Below are 17,301 nucleotides of genomic sequence, written 5' to 3' on the forward strand. Positions count from 1 at the left end.
GGGGTGGGATGTTCCGGCGGGACTGAGCGTCACCTGACGATGGGCTGCTCCGGCTCGGGGTGGTGGTCGGCTCACGTGGTGCAGCGGCCGGGCCTTTCGCCTCGCTGAGTGCAGTGGATGACGCTTTCCCCGCGTCGGCGCGGCGGCCCGGCGATCGGCGCGGCGCAGGCCGCGGCGGCGGAGCAGGGACTGGGCGCCGAACCCGCGCCGCCGTGATCATCCGGTTGGCGCAGCGGTGTCGGCAATCGGGATGAACTGCCTGCTCACAGCACCTTACGAGCTGCTTATGGATCCTGCCCGCGACGTTACGCCGCTGTTTTTGTCGGACCCTCCGTGTAGCGTCCGAGACAAGTGGTCCGACCCCGCGGACCCCCTCTGCCTAGGACGATTCAGTGGACGGCGATCGATGACTACGGTGCACGATTTTCCGGAGAAATCCGGGAGTGCGTCGAACCTGACCGCGCGGGTTCTTTCCGACCGCGCGGCGGGGGAGGCGTACGTCGCCTCGGTGTGTTTCAAACACGGCCCACCGAGACTGCTCGGCGTGGAGCTGGAGTTCACGGTGCACCACACCGGCGACCCGGCCCAACCCCTCGACCCCGACCTATTGGCCACGGCGCTCGGCCCGCACACCCCGCGGACCTTGCGCCCCGACAGTCCCGCGGCCCCGCTCCCGGCCGGCTCGCCCCTGAGCCTCGAGCCCGGCTGCCAGGTGGAGATCTCCGCCCTTCCCCAGGCCTCGCTGCGCGAGCTGCACGCAGTCGTCTCGGCCGACCTCGACTACCTCGTCACCCTCCTCGCCCGGCACGGCCTCGTGCTCGGCGAGTCGGCGATCGACGCCCACCGGCCGCCGCGGCGAGCGCTGCGCACCCCGCGGTACGCGGCCATGGAGCGGCGGTTCGCGCCGCTGGGCGAGGGCGGCATCACCATGATGTGCAGCACCGCGGGCCTGCAGATCTGCGTCGACGCCGGTGAGGCCGACCAGTACGCGGCCCGCTGGGCGGCGGCCCACGCCATGGGCCCGCCGTTGCTCGCCGCCTTCGCCAACTCCGCCGTGCACGCCGGCCGGGATACCGGCCTCGCGTCCGCGCGGTGGCTCGCCGTGGCCGAAACCGAGCCGGTGCGCACCGTCTCGGGCGAGCCGGGGCCGGACCCGGCGGCGGAGTGGGCCCGGCGGATGATGGACACCCCGCTGATGGTGCTGCCCCGCGGTGAACGGCCGTGGGACGCACCGGAGGGCCTCACCTTCGCGGACTGGATCGGCGGCCGCGGCGCGGCCGGCATGCTCCGCCGTCCGACGACCGAGGACCTCGACTACCACCTCACCACGATGTTCACGCCGGTGCGGCCGCACGGGTACCTGGAGATCCGGTACCTCGACGCCCAGCCGCCCGGCGAGTGGCTGCCCCCCGTCGCGCTCGTCACGGCCCTGCTCGCCCGTCCGTCCACTGTGGACCGGGTCCGGCAGCTGTGCGCGCCGGTGGCGGGGCGCTGGGCCGACGCGGCCCGGCTGGGGCTGGCCGACGCCGGCCTCGCCGCCGTCGCGCGGGAGCTGGCCGAGCTCGGGATCGCCGAGCTCGGCACCACCGGCCTGCCCGCCGAGACCATCACGGAGATCACCGGGAGCGTGCGCGCACGCGTGAACGGATCCAGGAGTCAGGAACGATGAGTGTCACCCCGGAGCACAACCCGCTGCTCGAACTGAGCCCGCAGAACCTGCGGGCGCACGCGGCCGAAGCCCTCACCCGGGCCCGGGCGCGCAGCATCGCCCTCACCGACGCGGTCGACGACGAAGACCTCGTGCGGCAGCATTCGAAGCTGATGTCGCCGCTGGTCTGGGACCTCGCGCACATCGGCAGCCAAGAGGAGCTGTGGCTGGTCCGCGACGTCGGCGGCCGCGAGCCGCTGCGCCCGGAGATCGACGACCTGTACGACGCGTTCCAGCACGCGCGCGCCGACCGGCCGTCCCTGCCGCTGCTCGGCCCGGCCGAGGCCCGCGCGTATGTGCGGGAGGTCCGTGAGAAGGCCTTCGACGTGCTGGAGAAGGCGCCGCTGGAAGGCAGCAGGCTCACCGAAAGCGCGTTCGCCTTCGGCATGATCACCCAGCACGAGCAGCAGCACGACGAGACCATGCTGGCCACCCACCAGCTGCGACAGGGCGAGCCGGTGCTGCACGCGCCGGAGCCGCCGCGCCCGCCCGCGGCCCGGCTGCCCGCCGAGGTGCTGATCCCCGGCGGGCGCTTCACCATGGGCACCACGGCCGAGCCGTGGGCGCTGGACAACGAGCGCCCGGCGCACGAGGTCGACGTGCCGGCGTTTGTCCTCGACACCGCGCCGGTCACCTGTGGCGCGTATGTCGAATTCCTCGATTCCGGCGGGTACCAGGACCGCCGGTTCTGGAGCGAGGCGGGCTGGGCCTATCTGAACGACCACGCCATCACGGCGCCGCGGTTCTGGCGCCGTGAGCCGGGCGGCTGGTGGCGGACCCGGTTCGGGGTGCACGAGCCGGTGCCGTCCGGCGAGCCGGTGGTGCACGTGTCGTTCCACGAGGCCGAGGCGTACGCGCGGTGGGCGGGCAAGCGGCTGCCCACCGAGCCCGAGTGGGAGAAGGCGGCCCGGCACGACCCGGTGTCCGGCCGGTCCCGCCGGTTCCCGTGGGGCGACGAGGAGCCGACGGCCGAGCACGCCAACCTCGGCCAGCGCCACCTGCGCCCGGCCGCGGCGGGCGCATACCCGGCCGGCGCGTCGCCACTGGGCGTGCACCAGCTGATCGGCGACGTCTGGGAGTGGACGAGCACGAGCTTCCACGGCTATCCCGGGTTTTCGGCGTTCCCGTACCGGGAGTATTCGGAGGTGTTCTTCGGGCCGGAGTACAAGGTGCTGCGCGGCGGCTCGTTCGGCACCGACGCGGCGGCGATCCGGGGCACGTTCCGCAACTGGGACTACCCGATCCGGCGGCAGATCTTCGCCGGCTTCCGCTGCGCCCGCGACCCCCGTCCCGGCGAGGTGACGTAGACGGCATGTGCCGGCACCTCGCGTACCTCGGCGCGCCCACGTCGCCCGCCGAGCTGATGTTCGCTGCCCCGCACGCGCTGCTCGTGCAGTCCTACGCACCGCGCGACATGCGGGGCGGCGGGTCGGTCAACGCCGACGGCTTCGGCCTCGGCTGGTACCCGGAACCGGGTGCGGCGCCGCTGCGCTATCGGCGTCAAAGTCCACTGTGGACGGATCAGGTGCTGCCCGCGCTGGCCGCCTCGGCGCGGACCACCGCGTTTGTCGCCGCGGCCCGCAACGGCACCACCGGCATGCCGGTCACCGAGGCGGCCGCCGCGCCGTTCGTCTCGGGCCGCTGGCTGTTCAGCCACAACGGCGTCGTCCGCGGCTGGCCCGGCTCGATGGCCGGGCTCGCCGCGGGGCTCGACGTCACCGAGCTGCTCACGCTGGAGGCGCCGACGGACTCGGCGCTGCTGTGGGCGTTGCTGCGGGAGCGGCTGGGCGCGGGTCAGGACCCGCTGGCCGCGGTGACCGCGCTCGTCGGCGAGGTCGAAGCGGCCGCGCCGGGCTCACGGCTGAACTTCCTGCTCACCGACGGCGAGACGCTCGTCGCGACCACGTGGACGCATGCGCTGTCGATGCTCCGCACCCCCGGCGGGGTCGTGCTGGCCTCGGAGCCGTGCGATCCGGACCCGGGCTGGACGGCTGTCCCGGACCGTCACGCCGTGCGGGTCACCGCCGACGGCGCGGAACACTTCCCCCTGACTTTCGATCGGAGTGCCCCCTGATGACCGAGGCCGACCTGGAAAGCCATCGCAGCGACGTGACGGGCGAGCTGCGCGAAGACGTCCGTGCCGGGCTTACCGCGGCGCAGAAGTGGTTGCCGCCCAAGTGGTTCTACGACGCGGACGGCAGCGAGCTGTTCGAGGAGATCACCGCGCTGCCGGAGTATTACCCGACGCGTTGCGAGCGCGAGGTGCTCGCCGCGCGGGCGGGCGACATCGCGCAGCTCACCGGCGCGCACACGCTCGTGGAGCTGGGGTCCGGGTCGAGCGAGAAGACCCGGCTCCTGCTCGACGCGCTGACCGGGCACGGCACGCTCGAATCGTTCGTGCCGCTCGACGTCTCGGAGTCCGCGCTCGCCGAGGCCACCGAGGCGATCGCCGCCGACTACCCGAAGCTGGAGGTCCGCGGCGTCGTCGGCGATTTCACCCGGCACCTGGGCCTGCTGCCCGGCGGCCGGCCGCGGGTGGTCGCCTTCCTCGGCGGCACGATCGGCAACTTCCTGCCCGAGGACCGCACGACCTTCCTGCGGTCGGTGCGTGAGGTCCTCGACGAAGGCGAGTGGCTGCTGCTCGGCACCGACCTGGTGAAGGACCGCGAGACGTTGGAGCGCGCGTACGACGACGCGGCCGGGGTCACGGCAGCGTTCAACCGCAACGTGCTGCGCGTGATCAACACCCGCCTCGGCGCGGACTTCGACCTTGACGCGTTCGAGCACGTTTCCCATTGGGACAGCGAAAACGAGTGGATCGAGATGCGGCTGCGCGCGCGGCGGGCGCTGACCGTGGAGATCCCGGGCGCGGAGCTTCAGGTGCGGTTCGCCGAGGGCGAGCACATCCGCACCGAGATCTCGGCGAAGTTCCGGCCCGGTGGCGTCGAGGCGGAGCTGAAGGCCGCCGGGTTCGGCCTGGAGCGCTGGTGGACCGACTCCCAGCAGCGGTTCGGGGTGAGTTTGGCAAGATCTGTCCGTGGCTAACCCTCTCGCGAACCTCGCCCGCAAGCTCGGCACCCAGCCCTGGGTGATGGAGGCCTCCCGCGGAATCATCTGGGCCGACAAGAAGCTTCACCGGTGGTTCGGCGGGAAGGTGAGCCTGGTCGGGATCGCGGGGCTGCCCTCGCTGCGCCTGACCACGGTCGGGCGCAAGAGCGGGCTGCCCCGCTCCACGAACCTGCTGTACTTCCCGCACGGGGCCGACTTCGTGCTCACCGGCTCGAACTGGGGCCGGCCCCGGAACCCGGCCTGGACGTTCAACCTGCGCGCGCTCTCGGAGGCGGAGGTGGCCATCCGGGGGCGCGTCGTGGCGGTGAAGGTCCGGGAACTGGAAGGGGAGGAGTACGAGCGGATGTGGGCGGAGCTGCTGCGGTTCTGGCCGGGCTACGAGATGGAGCGGGTGGCGGCGGGGAGGCCGCTGCCCGTGTTCGTGCTTTCGCCGCAGTAGCCCCGGCCGCAGTAGCCCTGGCCGCGGTGGCCGAGGCTGTCTTTGGTGGGGGTTTCGTGTCGTGATCTCCTCCTTTCGGCCGGTGCCCCGGTTTGACCGGTTGTGCGAGTCTCGCCCGTGGTGACGGACCGTGCCCGCGTGGGCGCGGACGTGCAACGGGAGGGTGTGAGGTCGTGCGGGGATCGAGAAGAGTGCGGGCGGCCGCGCTGGTGGTGGCGCTCGGCGCGGGGGCGGCGCTCACCGGCGCCGGCTCCGCGGGGGCGGCGACCGCGGCCGGAATTCAAGCGGCGCAGGCCGAGGCGGTGGCCGGGGTCGCCTGGGGCGCGTGCCCCGAGGGGACGTTGGCGGGCGTGCCCGCCGACCAGCTCAAGCTGTACAGCTGTGCCCGCTATCGGGTGCCGGTCGACCATGACAACGCGGCGCTGGGGACCATCGACATCGCCCTGCTCAAGCGGGCGGCGAAGGTGCCCGCGCAGCGGATCGGGTCGTTGTTCCTCAACCCCGGCGGCCCGGGCGGCTCCGGGCTGCGGATGCCGATCGCCGGCTCCGGCTACTTCCCGGGCCCGGTGCTGGACCGGTTCGACCTGATCGGGTTCGACCCGCGCGGGGTCGGGGACAGCAACCCGCTGCGCTGCTTCACCACCGCCGAGGACGCCGGCGAGGTGCTCGGCTCGACGACGCCCGTCCCGCTGTCGCGCAGCGAGATCTCCACGACGCTCGCGGCGTACAAGGACTACGGCCAGTTCTGCAAGAACAACGCCGGCGCCCTGCTGAACCACATGTCCACCAAGGACGTGGTGCGTGACCTGGACCAGCTCCGCGCCGCCGTCGGCGACCAGAAGCTGACCTACGTCGGCTTCTCCTACGGCACGTTGATCGGCTCGACGTACGCCGCGATGTTCCCGAAACAGACCCGGGCGATCGTGATCGACGGCAACGTCGACCCGCAGCTGCGGACCACCGACGGCGTCGCCTACGACCTCCAGCGCGCGCAGGGCTTCGAGATCTCGCTCGACGCCTTCCTCAAGCGCTGCGACCAGGCCGGCGACAAGTGCGCGTTCAGCTCCGGCGACCCGCGCGCCAAATTCGACGAGCTGCGCGCCTCTCTTCGGCAGCAGCCCATCCAGCTGCCCGGCGGCCAGACCGTGGACATCAGCACCTTCACCGGAGGGGTTTCGGGCACCCTGTACTCGCCGTCCGGGTTCGGCTACCTGGCCGCCGACCTCCAGACGCTGTACGACGCCATCCACCCGCTGGCCGCGCAGTCCCAGAGCGCCGCGCCCCACCGGCTGAAGACGCTGGGCACGGCCAAGAACGGCCTCGCCGACCTGGCCCCGGACAGCCCGTACACCGGCGACGACTCCTACTTCGGCGTGAACTGCGCGGACAAGCCGATGGCCATCAGCCAGGCGCAGGTGCCGGGGATCGCCGGCCAGGCGGACCGGCAGTCGCCGACTTTCGGGCGCTACCAGGTGTTCTCCGACATCGCCGCGTGCCCGGTCTGGCCGTCGGCGAAGAAGTCGGACCGGTACTCGGGCCCGTGGCACGCGAACACCGACGTCCCGGTGCTCGTGATCAGCAACTTCTACGACCCGGCCACGCAGTACGCGTTCGGCCGGCGCATGGCCGCCGAGCTGGGCAACTCCCGGCTGCTCTCGGTCGACTCCTTCGGCCACTGCATCCTGGGCGGCTCCCGCACCGTGGACCAGACCGTGGCCGAGTACCTGACCGATCTGAAGGTGCCGGCCGAAGGCCAGGTGTTCCAGCCCGACACCCAGCCGTTCGAGACCCCGGCGACCGCCCGGGGCTGAGCGCGGCGACGACCGGGCCGTCCGCGACCCACGCGGGCGGCCCGGCACCGGGGTAGTTCGGCCCGAAAATCGGGCATAACCGGACAAGACTCTTGTCACCACGGCACCAACCCGCCAAAGTGGCCGCCAGAAGTTCACCGGAGGGGAGTTGACGTGCGGCGCTCGGTGGTCGTGCTGGGTGCTGCCGGGTTCGCGGTCGTGGTGGTGGGTGCCACCGTGGCCGTGTCGCTGATGCCCGGGGACGACGCCCGCCAAGCCGCCGTCATCGAGGTCTCGCGGTCCGTGTGCGGCAACGGCTGGACCGCGCCGCAGTCCGGCTCGCAGACGCTGCAGGTGCGCAACAACGCCGCGGTCACCATGGAGGTCGAGGTCATCGACCCCGCGACCGGCACGGTGTTCGGCGAGCTGGACGGCGTCGGGGCCGGCACCACGCGCGCGCTCCCGGTCAACCTCGGCAACGGCGGGTACGCCCTGCGCTGCGTCCCCGACGACGGCACCCCGTTCGTCGGCGCCACGGTGCAGGTCACCGGCGGCGCGGACCGGCCGGGCCCGGCCGTGGTGCCCGTGACGAACGCCGACCTGCTCGGGCCGCTCAAGCAGTACCACGCCTACGTCACCGACGGACTGGGCACGCTGGCCGGCCAGACCGCCGCGCTCAAGCGGTCCGTCCACAGTGGAAACCGGGAGTCGAGCCGGCGCGCCTGGCTCACCGCGCACCTGACCTACGAGCGCCTCGGTGCCGCCTACGACGCGTTCGGCGACTCCGACGGCGCCATCAACGGCACCACCGACGGCCGGCCCGGCGGCGCGGCGGACCCGGGCTTCACCGGTTTCCACCGGCTCGAGAACGGCCTGTGGCACAACGAAAGCCTCGACGCCCTGGCACCGGTCGCCGATCGGCTGGATGCCGACGTGTCAGCCCTCAGGACAGCCTTCGCCGACGCCCAGATCGACCAGAACGACCTCGGCCTGCGGGCGCACGAGATCATGGAGAACACCCTGCAGTCCGAGCTGACCGGCCGTTCCGACTACGGCAGCGGCAGCACCCTGGCCACCGCCGGCGCGAACCTCACGGGCACCCGCGCCGTGCTCGACGTGCTCCGGCCGTTGCTGGCCACCCGCTTCCCGGGCCTGAAGGACCTCGACGCCTGGTTGGACCGGACCGAGCGCGACCTGAAGGCCGTCGAGGGCAGGTCGCTGGCGGAACTGGCGCAGCCGCAACGGGAACGCGTCAACGCCGACGTCTCCGAACTCACCGAGCGCCTGGCGCCCATCGCCGCGATCGCCGAGCCGAGGAGGGTCTCGTGACGCTCGGGCGGCGCGCGTTCCTGCGCGGGGCGGCGGCCGCGGGCGCCGGGGCGGGGCTGGCCGGGATGGCCGGCAGCGCGGCGGCGAGCAACAGCGCCAGCGGGGCCTCGTTCTACGGGCGGCGGCAGACGGCGATCCTCTCGGACCCGCCGCGGCACTCGATCGTCGCGGCCTTCGACGTCGTCGCGGAGGACCGGGCCGAGCTGACCGGCCTGTATCGCGAGCTGACCGACCGGGCGCGGTTCCTGACCCGCGGGGGAGCGCCTGCCGCCGTCGGCATCACCGGCCCGCCCGCCGACTCCGGCGTGCTCGGGCCCGAGGTGCCGCCGGGAGACCTGTCGGTGCTGCTCGGCGCCGGCTCGTCCCTGTTCGACGACCGCTACGGACTCGCGCCGCGCAAGCCCGCGAAGCTCAAGCCGATGACGATGTTCCCCGACGACGCGCTCGACCCGGCCTGGTGCCACGGCGACCTGAGCCTCACCCTCAGCGCCGAGGAGCCGGACACCGTGCTGCACGCCCTGCGTGACCTCGCCCGCGCCACCCGCGGCGGCATGCAGCTGCGCTGGAAGATCGACGGCTTCACGTCACTGCCGCGTCCGTCGGGCGCGCCGCGAAACCTGCTGGGCTTCAAGGACGGCACGGCCAACCCGGAGCCGCCCGAGCTGGACAGTCTGGTGTGGACGGACGACGGCGGCAGCTACCAGGTGGTCCGGCTGATCCGGATGCTGGCCGAGTTCTGGGACCGCGTCTCGCTTTCGGAGCAGGAGAACATGATCGGCCGCCGGCGCGACAACGGCGCCCCGCTCGACGGCGACCAGGAGCACGACGAGCCGCGCTACGGCCAGGACCCCGTCGGCACGGTGATCCCGCTGACCAGCCACATCCGCCGCGCCAACCCGCGCACGCCGCAGACCGACGGCGAGCGCATCCTGCGGCGCGCGGTGAACTACGACCGTGGCGTGGACGCGAACGGCAACCTCGACCTGGGGCTGGTGTTCACCTGCTACCAGCGTGACCTCGAGCGCCAGTTCGAGACGGTGCAGAAGCGGCTCGCCGGCGAGCCGCTCACCGACTACGTCTCACCGTTCGGGGGCGGGTACTTCTACCTGCTGCCCGGCGTGACCGGCCCGGCCGACCACTACGGCCGGGCATTACTGGTTTAGGCACCACTGGGCGAGCGGAAAGGGGCAGGCTGTGGGCAGGAGCAGGAGGAGGACCGCGCTGGCGACGGGTGCGCTGGCCACAGCCGCGCTGCTGGCGTCGGCGTGCGCGAGCAGCGAGGCGGCACCGGTGCCGGGTCACGCGGTGGACGCGGCGGCCTTCGCCACCGCGACGCCGATCAAGCACGTCGTGGTGATCTTCGGCGAGAACATCTCGTTCGACCACTACTTCGGCGCCTACCCGAAGGCCACCAACGAGAACGGCACCCCGTTCCGCGCCGCGCCCGGCACCCCGGCGGTCAACGGGCTGACGCCGCGGCTCCTGACCGACAACCCCAATGCCTACAACCCCAAGCGGCTCAGCCCGGACCAGGCGCTGACCTGCGACCAGGCCCACGACTACAACAAGGAGCAGGCCGCCTTCGACGGCGGGAAGATGGACAAGTTCGTCGAGCACACCGAGAAGGACAAGTGCACCGGCCAGCCGGTCCTGTTCGGCGAGCCCGGCCTGGTGATGGACTACTTCGACGGCAACACCGTCACCGCGATGTGGAACTACGCCCAGCACTACTCGCTGAACGACAACTCCTTCGACGCCGTGTTCGGCCCGTCCAGCCCCGGCGCGATCAACCTGGTCTCCGGCCAGACGCACGGCCTCCAGCCGGTGGACTCGGTCACCGGCGAGCCGAAGGTGGACCCGAAGACGGCCGCTTCGCCGGACGCCAAGGGCGTCGGCACCATGATCACCGACCCCGACCCGGCGTTCGACGACTGCTCCGACAACAACCACACCGCCACCGACAACCTCGGGGCGTTCCAGGGCCGCAACGTCGGCGACCTGCTCAACGCCCGCAACGTCACCTGGGGCTGGTTCGAAGGCGGGTTCAAGCCGACCGGCGCCGCGAACGGCCACGCGGTCTGCGGCACCCAGCACCCGAACGTCGGCGGCCAGGCGTCGGTGGACTACAGCCCGCACCACGAGCCGTTCCAGTACTACGAGTCGACGGCCAATCCGAAGCACCTGCCGCCCAGCTCGCTGCCCGCCGTGGGCCAGACCGACCAGGCCAACCACCAGTACGACGTGAGCGATTTCAACGACGCGCTGGGCGCGGGCACCATGCCCGCCGTCAGCTTCCTCAAGGCACCGTCCTATCAGGACGGTCATGCCGGGTACTCGGACCCGCTCGACGAGCAGGCGTTCGTGGCCGCCGAGGTGAACAAGATCCAGGCTTCGCCGCACTGGCGCGACACCGCGATCGTGCTCGCCTACGACGATTCCGATGGCTGGTACGACCACCAGGCCCCGAAGATCGTGAACGGCTCGCACGACTCCGCGCAGGACTCGCCGGTCTGCACCTCGCATCCGGTGAAGCTGGGCGGCTACGCCGACCGCTGCGGGTACGGCCCGCGCCTGCCGCTGCTGGTGATCTCGCCGTACAGCAAGGTCAACCAGGTGGACCACGCGATGACCGACCAGACCTCGGTGCTGCGCTTCATCGAGGACAACTGGCACCTCGGCCGGATCGGCGACAGCTCCTACGACGCGCTCGCGGCACCGTTGACCGGGATGTTCGACTTCTCGTCCCCGAAGGCGAAAACCCTGAAGCTGGACCCGAAAACCGGCGCTGTCGTCCCCTGATCAGGGGCGCCGTTCACCCGCGCCTCCCGCGCACCGATGAGTTTCCGCGCCCGGTCCGGTCTACCCGGGCAAAAGGCGTGACAACGGGAGGCTCTGATGGGCAGCACGGCAGAAGGCAAGGTGCGCTGGCACCTGATGATGTCGCTGGACGGGTTCGCGGCCGGGCCCGGCCATTCGCTGGACTGGGCGGCCGGGACGACGGTCCGCCCGGGCTGCCACGAGGAGGCGATCGGCAGCCTCGGGGCGGTGCTGGGCGGCCGCCGCGGTTACGACGCGATCGCCGCGCGGCATCCGGGCCAGGCGGGCCGGCAGCCGTACGGCGGCGCGTGGAGCGGGCCGGTGTTCGTGCTGACCCACCATCCCGAGGACGCGATCCCGGACCCGGGCATCACCTTCCTCGACTGCGACGTGGCCGAGGCGGTGGCGATCGGGCTGGCCGCGGCGGCGGGCAAGGACCTGGAGATCCACAGCCAGGACATCGCCCGCCAATGCGTGGAGCGCGGCTTGATCGACGAGTTCCACGTCCACCTGGCGCCGGTCATGCTCGGCTCCGGGGTGCGGCTGTTCGACGCGCCGGGCATCGACCCGGTGCGGTGGGCGCGGATCCACGACGGCGATCCCGCGCGGGCCGTCGAGCTGCGCTACCGGCCCGCCTGATCCGACGGCGAAGGCCGCCCCGGGGAGACCCGGGACGGCCTTCGCTTGTGGTGTAACGGAAATCAGCTGCGGGTCATCTTGCGCAGCACGTACTGCAGGATGCCGCCGTTGCGGTAGTAGTCGGCCTCGCCCGGGGTGTCGATGCGGACGTCCGCCTCGAACTCCACCTTCGTCCCGTCCTGCTTGGTGGCGGTGACGTGCACGGTGCGCGGGGTCTCGCCGTCGTTCAGCCTGGTGATGCCGGCGATGTCGAACGTCTCGGTGCCGTCCAGCTTCAGCGACGCGGCCGACTCGCCGGCCGGGAACTGCAGCGGGATGACGCCCATGCCGATCAGGTTCGACCGGTGGATCCGCTCGAACGACTCGGTGATCACCGCGCGCACGCCCAGCAGCGAGGTGCCCTTGGCCGCCCAGTCCCGCGACGAGCCGGAGCCGTACTCCTTGCCGCCCAGCACGACCAGCGGGGTGCCCTGCGCCGCGTAGTTTTGCGCCGCGTCGTAGATGAACGCCTGCGGGGCGCCGTCCTGGGTGAAGTCGCGGGTGTAGCCGCCCTGCACGTCGTCCAGCAGCTGGTTGCGCAGCCGGATGTTCGCGAAGGTGCCGCGGATCATCACCTCGTGGTTGCCGCGGCGCGAGCCGTAGGAGTTGAAGTCCTTCCGGCCGATGCCGTGCTCGGTCAGGTACTGCCCGGCCGGGGTGTCGGCCTTGATCGCGCCGGCGGGGGAGATGTGGTCGGTGGTGACCGAGTCGCCCAGCTTCGCCAGCACGCGCGCGCCGGAGATGTCGGCGACCGGCGCCGGCTCCGCCTGCATGCCCTCGAAGTACGGGGGCTTGCGCACGTAGGTGGACTCCGCCTCCCACTCGAAGGTCTTGCCCTCCGGGGTCGGCAGCGCCTTCCAGCGCTCGCCGCCGTCGAAGACGTCCGCGTAGTCCTTGGTGAACATCTCCTGCGTGATCGAGGAGTCGATGGTCTCCTGGATCTCCTGCGGCGTCGGCCAGATGTCCTTCAGGAACACGTCGGTGCCGTCGGTGTCCTGCCCGAGCGGCTGGTGCTCGAAGTCGAAGTCCATCGTGCCGGCCAGCGCGTACGCGATGACCAGCGGCGGCGACGCCAGGTAGTTCATCTTGACGTCCGGGTTGATCCGGCCCTCGAAGTTGCGGTTGCCCGACAGCACGGAGACGGCGGTGAGGTCGTTTTCCTGGATGGCCGCGGAGATCTCGTCCGAGAGCGGGCCCGAGTTGCCGATGCAGGTGGTGCAGCCGTAGCCGACCAGGTGGTAGCCCAGCTTCTCCAGGTACGGCCACAGGCCGGCCTTGGTGTAGTAGTCGGTGACGACCTGCGAGCCCGGCGCCATCGAGGTCTTGACCCACGGCTTAACCGTGAGGCCCTTGTCGACGGCGTTGCGCGCCAGCAGCGCGGCACCGAGCATCACCGACGGGTTCGAGGTGTTGGTGCAGGAGGTGATCGAGGCGATCACCACGGCGCCGTGGTCCAGCACGAACTCGCCGCGGTCGCTCGTCTTCACCGTGACCGGCTTGGACGGGCGGCCGGACGCGCCGTTCGCGGCGGACTGGATGTCGACCGCGTCCTCGTCCTTGAACGAGAGCGAGGCGGGGTCGCTGGCCGGGAAGGACTCCTCGACGGCCTCGTCGACCTTGGTGTGCGGGGTGCGCTGGTCGTCGTCCACGTAGTCGTGCACCGACTTGCGGAACGAGGACTTCGCGTCGGACAGCTCGATGCGGTCCTGCGGGCGCTTCGGGCCGGCGATCGACGGCACGACCGTGGACAGGTCCAGCTCGATGTACTCGGAGTACGCCGGCTCGTGCGCCGCGTCTTGATCAGCAGAGTGCCAGAGGCCCTGCTCCTTGGCGTACGCCTCGACCAGCGCGACCTGCTCGGCGGAGCGGCCGGTCAGCTTCAGGTAGCGGACGGTCTCCTCGTCGATCGGGAAGATCGCCGCGGTGGAGCCGAACTCCGGGCTCATGTTGCCGATGGTGGCGCGGTTGGCCAGCGGCACCGAGGCGACGCCCTCGCCGTAGAACTCGACGAACTTCGAGACCACGCCGTGCTTGCGCAGCATCTCGGTGATGGTCAGCACGACGTCGGTCGCGGTGACGCCGGTCGGGATCTCGCCGGTCAGCTTGAAGCCGACCACGCGGGGGATCAGCATCGACACGGGCTGGCCCAGCATGGCCGCCTCGGCCTCGATGCCGCCGACGCCCCAGCCCAGCACGCCCAGGCCGTTGACCATGGTGGTGTGCGAGTCGGTGCCGACGCAGGAGTCGGGGTACGCCTGGCCGCCCCGGGCCATCACCGTGCGCGCGAGGTGCTCGATGTTGACCTGGTGCACGATGCCGGTGCCCGGCGGGACGACCTTGAACTCGTCGAACGCGCCCTGGCCCCAGCGCAGGAACTGGTAGCGCTCGCGGTTGCGCTCGTACTCGATCTCGACGTTGCGCTCGAAGGCGTCGGCGCGGCCGAACACGTCGATGATCACGGAGTGGTCGATCACCAGCTCGGCCGGGGCCAGCGGGTTGACCTTGTCGGGGTCGCCGCCGAGATCGGTGACGGCCTCGCGCATGGTGGCGAGGTCCACGACGCACGGCACGCCGGTGAAGTCCTGCATGATCACGCGGGCCGGCGTGAACTGGATCTCGATCGACGGGTCGGCGCTGGGGTCCCAGCTGCCGAGCGCGCGGATGTGGTCGGCGGTGATGTTGGCGCCGTCCTCGGTGCGCAGCAGGTTCTCGAGCAGGATCTTCAGGCTGTAGGGCAGGCGCTCGGAGCCCTCGACCTTGTTGAGGCGGAAGACCTCGTACGAGGCGTCTCCCACTTTCAGCGTGTCTTTGGCGCCGAAGCTGTCCTTGCTGGCAGGTGCAGTCACGTCTAACTCCAGTGGCATGGATCCCGCGCCGGTGCGGCACGTGAGTCCCGGGTCAGTTCGGTGTGTAACGGGGTCGTCGGGCCGACCACGAGCGAGTCTTGCGCACCCCCACCGTAGGACCGGAATCGGGATGGCACACCTCGTCCGTCGCTCCAAACAGTACGCGTGTCCTGTATTAACTTCAAGACGACACGCGGAGTGAGCTGGGCCATTCGGACACGCCGGGCCGCCGGGGTCCCCCGATGAGGGGAATTGATACCTACGGTGTGTGAGTTCCGCCTGAGGCTTGTGATAGTGGTGTGACTGCAGTGGCACGGGGTGTGCGCGCTGCGGAGTTGTGCCTGGTGGGCGTTGTCCCTGGTGAGCGGAGGTGGCGGGTCGTGGCGATCCGGAGTGCACGCGGTGCCCGGCCCGGAGTCCGGCGCGGCCTGACCGTCGGCACGTTCGCCCTGGTGGTGCTGTTCGGCGCGACCGGCACGGGCCTGGCGGTGCCGCCGCCCCCGCCGAACCCGAGCGACTCCGACCTGAACTCTTCGAAGGCGGCGGCGAACGAGAAGGCCGGCGAGGTCGGCCGGCTGACCAACCAGCTCGCGCAGGCCGAGGGGAAGCTCAGCTCGCTGCAGGACGACCTCGAGCTGAAGCAGGAGGAGGCCAACAAGGCGCTGGTCGACCTGCAGACGGCGCAGGACGCGGCCACGCAGGCGGAGCAGGACGCCCAGTCCGCGCGCACGCAGGCCGACACGGCCGCGGCGGCCATCGAAAAGGCCCGCGAGGACTTGAAGAAGTTCGCCGCGGCGAGCTTCGAGCAGGGCAGCACGATCGGCTCGATCTCCGCCTACCTCACCGCCCAGAGCCCGCAGGACCTGCTGGCGCGCGCCCAGCTGCTGGACTCCATCGGCGGCTCACGGCTGAACGCGCTGGACCGGCTGCAGCAGGCGCAGACGGACAAGTCCAACAAGGACTCCGCCGCCCGCAAGGCCCTCGATGTCGCGCAGCAGAAGCAAGCGGCCGCGCGGCAGGCGAAGAGCGGCGCGGACGCGGCGCAGTCCGCCGCCGTCGAGGCACAGCAGGCGCAGGCGGCGCAGAACACGCAGCTGCAGGCGAACAAGTCCTCTGTGGAGCAGCAGCTCTACGCCGCGCAGTCGAAGGTCAACGGCCTGCAGGGCCAGCGGCAGCGGTACCAGGACTGGGTCGCGCAGAAGCAGCGTGAGGACGAGGAACGCGCCCGTCAGGCGGCGCTGGCCGCCAGCCACAGCGGCGGTGGCAACGACGGTCCCTCCGGTGGCGGCGGCCGTCCTTCCCCGGCGGCGGGCTCCTCGATCGAAGCGGTGATCGCGCGGGCGCTGTCCCAGGTGGGCCTCCCGTACGCCTGGGGCGGCGGCAACGCGAGCGGCCCGACCCGCGGCATCCGCGACGGCGGCGTCGCCGACATGTACGGCGACTACCGCAAGATCGGCTTCGACTGCTCGGGCCTGATGATCTACGCCTTCGCCGGCGTGCAGTCCCTTTCGCACTACAGCGGCTACCAGTACACGTCCGGCCGCCGCGTGCCGCTGTCGCAGATGCGCCGCGGCGACATGCTGTTCTACGGCGGCTCCGCCGGCATCCACCACGTCGCCCTGTACCTCGGCGGCGGGCAGATGGTGGAGGCCCCGCAGTCCGGCTCGTACGTCCGCGTGACCTCCGTCCGCTACGGCGGCATCATGCCGTACGCGACCCGGCTGGTCGGCTGAGGCGCCGTCCACCCGGGAAAGGCGGTATCAGCCGCGATTCGAGCCGGGGCGCCAAGTGCCGTCGAGCGGAACACCCGCGGCCGCGGCGATCCGGTCGCGCGAGGCCAGCAGCCGGGCTTGGAGCGCCGGCAGGTCGACGCCGAGCAGACGGCCGTCCCGCTTGACCACTTCGCCGGCGACGAGAACCGTGTCGACCAGCCCGGGGTGACCCGCCGTGACGACGGTGCCGGCGGCGTCGGCGACCGGGAAGACGGTCGGGTCGTCGGCGCGGAGCAGGATCACGTCCGCCTCCTTGCCGGGGGTGAGGCTGCCGGTACGGGCGCCGAGGCCACAGGACTGCGCCGCGTCGACCGTCACGAAGTCCAGCAGGTCCCGGGAATTCAGGCTGCCGTCGAGCCCGCGCTGCACGGCGAAGGCGGTGCGCATCGTGGCGAACAGGTCGCCGGCCGCGGACGGGCAGTCGTCCGCGGACAGTGTCGGGCGCAGTCCGGCCGCCAGCGCGCGGCCGGTCTCGGGCCAGCCGAAGCCCATCTTCGCCTCGACGTCCGGGCTGATCGACACCGAGCTGCCGGCGTCGGCCAGCATCCGCAGCTCGTCGTCGCCGAGCCCGTTGGCGTGCACGAAGGTCGTGGTGTCCGACAGGAGCCCGTGCGCCCGGAGCGCGTCGATCGGCCGGCCGCCGGACAGGCCGTCGACGTGCATGCTGGTCCGCAGCCCGAGTTCGGCCGCCAGCTTGAGGTCCCCGGCGACGGTGTCCATGGCGACCTCGCCCGGGCCGCGCAGTCCCAGCGCCATGGTGACCGGGCCGGTGCCGCCGACCTCGGCCCGCACCCGGCGGACTTCGGCTTCGATCCGGTCGGTGGTCCGGTAACCCGCGCCGTAGCAGAAGATC

General features: G+C 71.6%; 13 protein-coding genes. 11 read left to right on the top strand and 2 right to left on the bottom strand.

All coding sequences use genetic code 11. From position 1 onward, the window contains the following. The first annotated feature begins 406 nt into the window (after window positions 1–406). The 10 genes from BMY97_RS05235 to BMY97_RS05280 all read left to right on the top strand — a co-directional run bounded on the left by BMY97_RS05235 (window position 407) and on the right by BMY97_RS05280 (window position 11,791). Window positions 407–1,669 carry a glutamate-cysteine ligase family protein gene (locus BMY97_RS05235; protein ID WP_091613313.1) on the top strand — a complete coding sequence of 421 codons (1,263 nt, stop codon included), beginning with the start codon at window positions 407–409 and terminating at the stop codon, window positions 1,667–1,669. Continuing rightward, entirely contained in the window at window positions 1,666–3,015 is a 1,350-nt protein-coding gene (gene egtB / locus BMY97_RS05240) for an ergothioneine biosynthesis protein EgtB (RefSeq protein WP_091613316.1), read from the top strand. The genes BMY97_RS05235 and egtB overlap by 4 nt, the downstream gene beginning before the upstream one ends. A 5-nt stretch (window positions 3,016–3,020) precedes the next feature. Further along, window positions 3,021–3,782 (top strand): ergothioneine biosynthesis protein EgtC, encoded by a 762-nt coding sequence (egtC, locus tag BMY97_RS05245; protein WP_091613319.1) that lies wholly within the window; start codon window positions 3,021–3,023, stop codon window positions 3,780–3,782. Beyond that, window positions 3,782–4,753, top strand: a complete 972-nt coding sequence (egtD, locus tag BMY97_RS05250) for an L-histidine N(alpha)-methyltransferase (RefSeq protein WP_091613322.1) — start codon at window positions 3,782–3,784, stop codon at window positions 4,751–4,753. The genes egtC and egtD overlap by 1 nt, the downstream gene beginning before the upstream one ends. Beyond that, a complete protein-coding gene (locus tag BMY97_RS05255; RefSeq protein ID WP_091613326.1) occupies window positions 4,746–5,216 on the top strand; it encodes a nitroreductase family deazaflavin-dependent oxidoreductase in 471 nt (156 codons plus the stop codon). Before egtD ends, BMY97_RS05255 begins: the two co-directional genes overlap by 8 nt. Before the next feature lie 191 nt (window positions 5,217–5,407). After that, window positions 5,408–7,027: an alpha/beta hydrolase gene (locus BMY97_RS05260; protein WP_091613327.1), complete on the top strand. Its 1,620-nt coding sequence runs from the start codon at window positions 5,408–5,410 to the stop codon at window positions 7,025–7,027. A gap of 153 nt (window positions 7,028–7,180) precedes the next feature. Continuing rightward, on the top strand, window positions 7,181–8,335 hold the full coding sequence (locus BMY97_RS05265) for an EfeM/EfeO family lipoprotein (RefSeq protein WP_342744000.1): 1,155 nt from the start codon (window positions 7,181–7,183) through the stop codon (window positions 8,333–8,335). Further along, window positions 8,332–9,498 carry a Dyp-type peroxidase gene (locus BMY97_RS05270; RefSeq protein ID WP_177231196.1) on the top strand — a complete coding sequence of 389 codons (1,167 nt, stop codon included), beginning with the start codon at window positions 8,332–8,334 and terminating at the stop codon, window positions 9,496–9,498. Before BMY97_RS05265 ends, BMY97_RS05270 begins: the two co-directional genes overlap by 4 nt. Before the next feature lie 31 nt (window positions 9,499–9,529). Further along, the gene (locus BMY97_RS05275; RefSeq protein ID WP_091613330.1) at window positions 9,530–11,134 is read left to right on the top strand and encodes a phospholipase C; all 1,605 of its coding nucleotides are present in this window, start codon (window positions 9,530–9,532) and stop codon (window positions 11,132–11,134) included. Between the two features lie 96 nt (window positions 11,135–11,230). Continuing rightward, on the top strand, window positions 11,231–11,791 hold the full coding sequence (locus BMY97_RS05280; protein WP_091613333.1) for a dihydrofolate reductase family protein: 561 nt from the start codon (window positions 11,231–11,233) through the stop codon (window positions 11,789–11,791). Window positions 11,792–11,853: 62 nt separating this feature from the next. Here the strand turns inward: BMY97_RS05280 and acnA are convergent, their stop codons facing one another. Continuing rightward, window positions 11,854–14,676: an aconitate hydratase AcnA gene (gene acnA, locus BMY97_RS05285; protein ID WP_091613335.1), complete on the bottom strand. Its 2,823-nt coding sequence runs from the start codon at window positions 14,674–14,676 to the stop codon at window positions 11,854–11,856. Between the two features lie 380 nt (window positions 14,677–15,056). Between acnA and BMY97_RS05290 the strand changes: the two genes are divergently transcribed. Then, on the top strand, window positions 15,057–16,409 hold the full coding sequence (locus tag BMY97_RS05290) for an NlpC/P60 family protein (protein ID WP_425425233.1): 1,353 nt from the start codon (window positions 15,057–15,059) through the stop codon (window positions 16,407–16,409). A 27-nt stretch (window positions 16,410–16,436) separates the two neighbouring features. Here BMY97_RS05290 and BMY97_RS48205 read toward each other — a convergent pair whose 3' ends face one another. Further along, window positions 16,437–17,240 (bottom strand): amidohydrolase family protein, encoded by an 804-nt coding sequence (locus BMY97_RS48205; protein WP_245787167.1) that lies wholly within the window; start codon window positions 17,238–17,240, stop codon window positions 16,437–16,439. Window positions 17,241–17,301 lie beyond the last annotated feature (61 nt).

This window comes from Amycolatopsis saalfeldensis (assembly GCF_900110575.1).
Lineage (GTDB): Bacteria > Actinomycetota > Actinomycetes > Mycobacteriales > Pseudonocardiaceae > Amycolatopsis > Amycolatopsis saalfeldensis.

What these genes read in the sequence shown, in the direction of transcription:
- BMY97_RS05235 (WP_091613313.1), top strand. Translation starts at nt 407, where the DNA reads ATGACTACGGTGCACGATTTTCCGGAGAAATCCGGGAGTGCGTCGAAC.
- egtB (WP_091613316.1), top strand. Translation starts at nt 1,666, where the DNA reads ATGAGTGTCACCCCGGAGCACAACCCGCTGCTCGAACTGAGCCCGCAG.
- egtC (WP_091613319.1), top strand. Translation starts at nt 3,021, where the DNA reads ATGTGCCGGCACCTCGCGTACCTCGGCGCGCCCACGTCGCCCGCCGAG.
- egtD (WP_091613322.1), top strand. Translation starts at nt 3,782, where the DNA reads ATGACCGAGGCCGACCTGGAAAGCCATCGCAGCGACGTGACGGGCGAG.
- BMY97_RS05280 (WP_091613333.1), top strand. Translation starts at nt 11,231, where the DNA reads ATGGGCAGCACGGCAGAAGGCAAGGTGCGCTGGCACCTGATGATGTCG.